Origin of the sequence: Citrobacter sp. Cpo103, from assembly GCF_030332605.1 — a bacterium.
GTDB lineage: Bacteria > Pseudomonadota > Gammaproteobacteria > Enterobacterales > Enterobacteriaceae > Citrobacter > Citrobacter portucalensis.
In genome coordinates, this window is the sequence record NZ_JAOWHO010000029.1 from 806,254 (window position 1) to 812,322 (window position 6,069).

Consider the following 6,069-nt stretch of genomic DNA (forward strand, 5'->3'; position numbering starts at 1 on the left):
TATGCCGTTTAAACGACCGACGCTGAGCGAACTCCGCGACGGAAACCGGAAATTTATGCAGGCGGAGCTTGAGGATGTTGGTGCGCTCCTGCGCTTCGCGAACCTGAAGGTACTGGCTGACATGGATGCGGGGATGGGGCATCTGCATTACGCCTACCTTGACTATATTGCCCTGCAGACAAACCCGTTTACCTCTACCGATGAGTATCTCGCCGGGTGGATGGCCCTTAAGCAGGTATTCAGAAAACCAGCTGCAGCGGCGAAGTCGCCTGCGGTACAGGCTAGTGGCAGTGTTGACAGTATTATCCCTGTTGGCTCGATCATTAACCGCGGGGACGGATACCAGTACCGGACGGATGCAGATCTTAAAATTCAGGCAGATGGATTTGGTATCGTCGCGGTGACGGCCATCCTGCCGGATATTACCAGTGATGTAACGGGTGGAGGCGCGCGCGGTAACGCTGATGCCGGGACCATAATGACCCTGGACGCGAATATTGCTGGCGTGGATCCACAGGTAACGTTACTGTCCGCTGCGACCGGCGGAGCCGATATTGAAACGGAAGAGGACTTTCGCAGTCGTGGCTTGCTGGCATGGCAGAATCCGCCTCAGGGTGGAAGCGACGCCGATTATAAAAAATGGGCGCTTGAGGTTTCGGGCGTCACCCGCGCGTGGGTAAAGCGGCGTCTGAACGGGGCCGGGACCGTTGGCGTGTATATCATGTGTGATCGGAATGACAATGGTGGGTTTCCGGTCGGTACCGATGGAATATCCCAACTTGAGGACTGGGGGGCTGTTAAAGCCACCGGAGACCAGCTCGCTGTCGCCGACCACATCTATCCGCAGCAGACAGACACTGCCATTGTTTTCGTATGTTCCCCGATCAAGAAAGTCATCAATATTGAAATCTCTGGTATCAAAAATGCCGACAGCACCACAGTTCAGGGTATAAAAGACGCGCTGACGGCGCTGTTTTTTGATGAGGCTAACCCTGATGGTTCCGGGAAAGTTTACCTCTCTGATATTAACGGGAGTATCGGCGGTGTTAGTGGCACGACGGGCTATATCCTTAACTCTCCGATGGTCAATATCACCTTTGCTGTTGGCGAAATTCCGGTGCTTGGCGGGGTGAATTTTGTATGAGCCTCTTTTCAAAAAATGATTATGCCGGTGCGCTTGGCGCGTTGCTGCCGACGGGCAGGGCGTGGCCCAGATCGCAAAAAACGGTACAGGCTGCGGTATTACGGGCACTGGGCAGCGCGTTTCAGCGTTCTGACAACGATGCGCAAAGCCTGATTACTGGTGCTTTTCCCCCTACAGCGACGGTAATGTTGTCAGAATGGGAAAGCTCTCTGGGGTTACCAGATGATTGTGCGATTGGTGAATCCGGTGGCGTCAGCGATCGCCAGCGCGCCGTGGTGGCAAAGTTAATCAGCACCGGCGGCCTGAACCGCGATTATTACATCCGGGTGGCTGCAGCTCTTGGTTATACCATCACTATCACACAGTTCCGGCCCGCTATGAGTGGGATGTCAGTATGCGGTGATGCGCTTAACGGTGACGAGTGGCCATTTACCTGGCGGATAAATGCGCCACAAACAACGATCAAGTATTCGCTTGCTGGCGCGTCCTACTGCGGAGATCCGCTCGCATCGTGGGGCAATAAACAACTGGAGTGTTCAATCAACAAAATTGCCCCATCCCATCTGAACATCATTTTCAATTATTCATAACTGATATTTCCCCCTCTGATTTTATCGCTTAACACTAAGTGAGGATTAACTATGCTCCGAATCGGGCAAGTCGAAGCCACTGCAACGCAGGATGGCAAATATACTGATGGAAGTGTTGCTGGTGGTATTGCCGCAACGAGGCTGCGGGCAGCAGCGTTTAACGCCATGCAGGAAGAGTTAGCGCATATCGTAGAGTCAGCAGGATTGGCGCTCGACATTAACGATATGACTCAGGTTTTAAAAGCCATTCAAAAACTCACACTGAGCCGTGCAAACCCATTTGCCGATATCAAATCAGATGGTGAAGCGGCGATTTCTACGGCTCTCACAAACCTTCGTATTGGAGAAATCTATGCACCGATCAACAGCCCGTCGTTTACTGGTACCCCGTCCGTGCCAACAGCAGCCCAGTCTGAAATAGATTTTCGTATTGCAAATACTGCATTTGTTGCTCAGGCCATCGCGAATCTGAATGGCGGTGCACCTGCCGCATTGAACACACTAAAAAAACTGGCGTTGGCAATTAATAACGACGCTAGTTTTTATTCCACAGTAAACAATGCACTGGGACAGAAGGCCGCTCTGTCAGACTTTACATATTCCAAAACTAGTTCGTCTGTCGTAGGTAATCAACCGGGTGGACTTCGTTTTATGTGCGGGGAAACCTCTGTACCTACGGATGCAGATGGCAATGTGTTTATCGCATTACCTGACACGTTTTTAAACCGGGTTGTTTATGCAGAGGCGCATCAGTCCAAAGGCAACTATGCCGCTGATGTGGACCCTTTTATTTTCTCATCATACTCTGCCTCGAATGGACCAACTTCGACGATTTCGTTTGCAGTACGCAATTCTAAAACAGGTGTTCCGCTAATTAACTCAGCAATTCATCTCCAATATTTTGTTAAGGGCTACTGATGAAAATATTTTACAGTCCATCGTTGAATGGTTTTTTACTTGAGGCGACAGCAGAAGAATATGACGGGGAGGATTTAACAGAGGTTAGTCAGGACGTATACAACCAGTTTATTGCGGGTTCAGAAACTCAAATCATGGTTGCCGGCGATAACGGCCCGGTGTGGCAGGATGCGCCGGTGCCGACACAGGAAGAACTGACTCAGGCGGCAGAGTATGAGCGCCAGCGTCGAATAGATGTCGCTAACGACTTCATGAACAGAAAACAGTGGCCAGGTAAAGCTGCGATTGGTCGGCTGAAGGGCGACGAACTGGCGCAGTACAACTTGTGGCTGGATTATCTGGATGCACTGGAAGCGGTAGACATCTCCAGTGCTCCGGATATCGAATGGCCTACGCCTCCGGGGGAACAGGCCAACTGACATGCTCAGGGTCAATTGTCACATCCAGTGATTTTACCCTGGTCTTATATGCCAGCCACGCCGACAGTTTAGCCCTGTTGGCGTCGCTGATTTCACCAAGCAGCAGCTCGGTACGCCAGTCCAGCATTACAGAATCGGCTTGTTCCAGCAGTCGTTGACGCTCATTCTCTGCCTGTGTAATAGCCGATGCCCGCTGCGATTCGATATCTGTCACCCACTCGCTGCCATCCCATTTATCAAACGGTGTTGCGGGTGACATAGTAGTAAAATCAGGCTTAATATCTCCGATATAATCAACAACGGACTCACTCAGATCAGTTGTTGAATACACAATGGTACCGCGCTGGTCAGGTCTAGACACCCAGGCCTGACCAGCAAATACGGATACCTGGCCAGCAACCTCCTCGCCGGGGTCGATATCGGTTGAGTTACCAGGCATGCTCACGCCTACATTAATAAATTCGTCAGACCAGCCGGTATATTCCCCTGTCTCTGAATCAAAATAATAACATCTAATATCCCCGGCAGTGGTTGCGTGGCCGGTTGTTTCATCAAATACAGGTTTCATTATTTAGCCCTTACCAAAAGATTGAATGCGATATTGCGGGGACGAAATTCGTCGGCAGTTGGCACCACGCGGGATATATCTAGCGAGATTCCCGACGCTCCTGTCCCCGTGGAATTGGTAACGACACCAACATTTCCTGATAATGACGCTGGTTTCAGTGCGCCGGATCCATTGTTTACCCCAAGCCAAGTACCGCTATCTTTCCCGGTAGCGTTAGGTGATATTGCACCGGTAATATTTCGTGACGCGTCTCCCTGCACTGATAGCAACGTACGTCCACTATCAACGCCACGGCCATCATCCCAGATTCGCGGGAAATCGCCTCGCGCATCAGGCAGAACCAGACCAGGAACGGCAAGCGCAAGCCTGGGGTAAGTAGCAGCAGAGAATGACGCACCGTTAAACTTGAGAAATACCATGTCTGACCACTCAGTCATGACTGCATTCGGCATTACTGAAGACGGCCAGAAGAACGGAATTCCTATCGGTGGTGCGCCCGCTCCCAAACGAACGTTTACGAAAATGAATATCCGCCACAGCATAATCAATACGTAACTGTGGCGGGCATTGAAAATCTTTACTCACTCACTAACCAGAATTCAGCCTCTTCAAACATTTCCTGAACAGTACGGCTTATCTGTTCCTTCTCATGCTTGCTGGCGTCAGTGTTGATCGCCGGCAGTGTCATCATCGGTTTTACCCGAACATCAGCATCAGGGAAAATCCGGTGAACCCTCCTGGTCAATTCGCCCAGAATGATATCTTTTGCACCGGGCAGACCATCAAAATTCCTTTTGTCATAAACGAGTTCCACGAACATTGCTTATTGCCTCTTTACTGGATAGATATACAGTATTTATGCTGTGTTTTTATCCAGTAGTCAAGAGAGGGCGTAAACATGGGCTTTCCTTCACCAGCTACCGACTATATAGAGCAGCGGGTTACGCCAGCCAGTGGATGCATGACTCCCGACAGTCGCATCCTCGAGACGTCGGCGGGTTATGCGATCATCGTCCCGGTCACGCGCCCACAGCAGGGTGATGCGCTGTTGATTCTGTCCGGAGGTCGGACGCAGTTTGCGAAGCTTAGGGGGAAAGCGTTAATCACGGATGACGGCGAAGCGATCGAAGGTGATGCAGCTGAAGAGGCTGAGGTTATGAGGCGGGTGACGCACTTTATCAACAGCACTGATGCTGCGATATCTCTTGAGGCGGCATTGGCGCAGTTTTGAGACATATGTACGATAGAAAAATTCCGAAGATTGGCAATAGATCTCTTTATATTTGCATTCAAATTTTGTTTATTATGTATTTACATAACGTAAATTTATAAAATTTAATAAAAACAATTCAGATTGCTTATTTTAAAAGATGCATTTAATATATATGTTATAAATTGCAAAGCTCATTAAGGGATTCCCCAGTGAATATTGATAAAATGAAGATCCAGCATGCCGAGATTATCCATAAAATTAGCCGCCTCAGGGAGCTTAGCCGGGCGGGTGTGACGGCTCATGCGCAAGAAATCGCTCAAACCGTTATCAGTATGAGTTCTGTGATTAAAGTACACCTTTCTGCCGAAGATCAGTTTTTATATCCTTATCTGGAAAAGGTGAACGATCAAAAGCTAAAAACAATGGGCGTAAATTTTCAGCGCGAGATGGCTGATATTGTTGCCGAGTATGAAAAGTTTTCCCGTCGCTGGAATACGGCAAATAAGCTTATCAATTGTGACGAGGCATTTCGCCGCGACGCGAATGTAGTGTTGCGCAAGGTGCATGAACGAATGCAGCGCGAGGATAATAATTTTTATCCGCTGGTAGAGCAGCTTTAAAAAAGGGCGGCAATGGTTCATCCAATACGGGAATTTGGTTTCCCGTATCCAGAAAGGTATGAAAAGGACTTGGTAAAAGCTGGCACTACTCCGAAACTAACCACATATCGGATTCTTCAAACATTTCCTCCAGCATGCGGTTCAGCTTCTCCCGATCGCTTTTGCTGGCATCGCTGTTTAAGCCGTTCGCCTGCATCGGCTTAACCTTCACTTCTGCATCCGGAAAGATCCGGTGCACTCGCTTTGTTAACTCATTCAGAATTATTTCTCTGGCACCTGTTAATCCTTCAACATTCCGTTTGTCGTACACCAACTCAACGAACATACCGCCTCCAAAGCAACAATGATTTTGCACGCAATTTATACTGTTTATTTATACAGCGTCAACGGTTGGGCACGTAGCTTTTTAAGGAAGGTTTTTGGGGCATGTATGGGGCATAAATGCCAGTTTTGGGGCATGGTTGGGACATTTTAACTCATATGAACTTAACCGAATTTCATATGGAGGCGTCTTATAATGCACTGATTAACCTAAAGAAAACACATGCTCTTGGGCGTTCTTTAGTGATTTTAAAAATTACCGCGTCATGCAGTTAA

At 48.9% G+C, this 6,069-nt stretch carries 9 protein-coding genes and 1 pseudogene; 6 read left to right on the top strand and 4 right to left on the bottom strand.

Annotated elements, in window-relative coordinates:
* Position 1: 1 nt before the first annotated feature.
* The 4 genes and pseudogenes from OGX89_RS12650 (at position 2) to OGX89_RS12665 (ending at position 3,071) form a co-directional block, all read left to right on the top strand.
* Positions 2-1,144 carry a baseplate J/gp47 family protein gene (locus tag OGX89_RS12650; RefSeq protein ID WP_142710264.1) on the top strand — a complete coding sequence of 381 codons (1,143 nt, stop codon included), beginning with the start codon at positions 2-4 and terminating at the stop codon, positions 1,142-1,144.
* Positions 1,141-1,734 carry a YmfQ family protein gene (locus OGX89_RS12655; protein ID WP_001515583.1) on the top strand — a complete coding sequence of 198 codons (594 nt, stop codon included), beginning with the start codon at positions 1,141-1,143 and terminating at the stop codon, positions 1,732-1,734. Before OGX89_RS12650 ends, OGX89_RS12655 begins: the two co-directional genes overlap by 4 nt.
* A gap of 51 nt (positions 1,735-1,785) precedes the next feature.
* Positions 1,786-2,082: pseudogene (locus tag OGX89_RS23790) on the top strand (hypothetical protein); the annotation flags it as partial.
* A gap of 569 nt (positions 2,083-2,651) precedes the next feature.
* Positions 2,652-3,071, top strand: coding sequence for a tail fiber assembly protein (locus OGX89_RS12665; RefSeq protein WP_142710265.1), 420 nt, complete (start codon positions 2,652-2,654; stop codon positions 3,069-3,071).
* Here the strand turns inward: OGX89_RS12665 and OGX89_RS12670 are convergent.
* The 3 genes from OGX89_RS12670 to OGX89_RS12680 form a co-directional block, all read right to left on the bottom strand.
* Positions 3,043-3,639, bottom strand: coding sequence for a tail fiber assembly protein (locus OGX89_RS12670; protein ID WP_142710266.1), 597 nt, complete (start codon positions 3,637-3,639; stop codon positions 3,043-3,045). The genes OGX89_RS12665 and OGX89_RS12670 overlap by 29 nt on opposite strands.
* A 175-nt stretch (positions 3,640-3,814) precedes the next feature.
* Positions 3,815-4,036, bottom strand: coding sequence for a hypothetical protein (locus OGX89_RS12675; protein ID WP_142710267.1), 222 nt, complete (start codon positions 4,034-4,036; stop codon positions 3,815-3,817).
* A 180-nt stretch (positions 4,037-4,216) separates the two neighbouring features.
* Entirely contained in the window at positions 4,217-4,459 is a 243-nt protein-coding gene (locus OGX89_RS12680) for a DinI-like family protein (RefSeq protein WP_046671225.1), read from the bottom strand.
* A gap of 78 nt (positions 4,460-4,537) precedes the next feature.
* Between OGX89_RS12680 and OGX89_RS12685 the strand changes: the two genes are divergently transcribed.
* Complete coding sequence (locus OGX89_RS12685) at positions 4,538-4,870, top strand: hypothetical protein (RefSeq protein WP_174332467.1); 333 nt, start codon at positions 4,538-4,540, stop codon at positions 4,868-4,870.
* 191 nt (positions 4,871-5,061) lie between these two features.
* A complete protein-coding gene (locus OGX89_RS12690; RefSeq protein WP_071701222.1) occupies positions 5,062-5,472 on the top strand; it encodes a hemerythrin domain-containing protein in 411 nt (136 codons plus the stop codon).
* A gap of 85 nt (positions 5,473-5,557) precedes the next feature.
* Here the strand turns inward: OGX89_RS12690 and OGX89_RS12695 are convergent, their stop codons facing one another.
* The gene (locus OGX89_RS12695) at positions 5,558-5,797 is read right to left on the bottom strand and encodes a DinI family protein (RefSeq protein ID WP_000497460.1); all 240 of its coding nucleotides are present in this window, start codon (positions 5,795-5,797) and stop codon (positions 5,558-5,560) included.
* Between the last annotated feature and the right edge of the window lie 272 nt (positions 5,798-6,069).